General features: G+C 36.0%; 1 pseudogene. It reads left to right on the forward strand.

Annotated elements, in window-relative coordinates:
* Positions 1–566: 566 nt before the first annotated feature.
* Positions 567–743: pseudogene (locus CWB66_RS13035) on the forward strand (transposase); the annotation flags it as partial.
* Between the last annotated feature and the right edge of the window lie 29 nt (positions 744–772).

Genomic DNA, 772 nt, shown 5'->3' on the forward strand with positions numbered 1-772 from the left:
AAGTGCACCTAAACCCCGAACGTGAAATCGTCAACGTGGAGAGTGCATAACGTAGTGATCGCGACAACTAGTTTGACAAACACCGATTACTCCATTTCTGATTGAAAGCACCTCTCACTTAAGGGCTTGATTTTTTTAAACTGTCCTAATCATCAGTAATCAAATTAGAAGATGCTCTTTTATAGTCCCAATTTTTGAGCCAAGTCTTGTTGGTTTACTTTTATCATCTGATATGGCGTTAATTACATAAATTAAATGGACACACTGATCAATATACCTTTCAGTTGGTGCCCAATACATAGGTACCATTCCTATTACAGCAAACCATAATTCTAATAGGCCTTGGTCTTCAGGAGTTGTTGAAGTTTATTACCGTGTTTGGATTCATTCTTAACGGCTAAAACAGACAGCACTCTAAATCAACCAGCAAGGGTGTATTATTAGATTTACTTTTTAGGTTAAAAATTTATCTTTTATTATGGGCTGTTGATCTTTGTTTGAATTTTGTGCGCAAGCGGTAATCTCGTATAATTTACTTCGCCAAAAACAAACTTTACGAGATTACCATGCCTCGATTAATGCTCACTGATAAGTTGTGGTCGAAGCTAAAATCAATTTTGCTTGAAGATAGAGTTTATAACAAGCTTGAACACAGACAAACGATGGAAGGAATTTTATATCGCTTACGTGTTGGTTGCCCATGGCATCACATCCCTGAGTCTTTTGTTTTATGGAATACTATTTAACGCCTATTTCTACTATGGTATAAAAA

This window comes from Pseudoalteromonas sp. S558 (assembly GCF_005886635.1).
Lineage (GTDB): Bacteria > Pseudomonadota > Gammaproteobacteria > Enterobacterales > Alteromonadaceae > Pseudoalteromonas > Pseudoalteromonas aliena.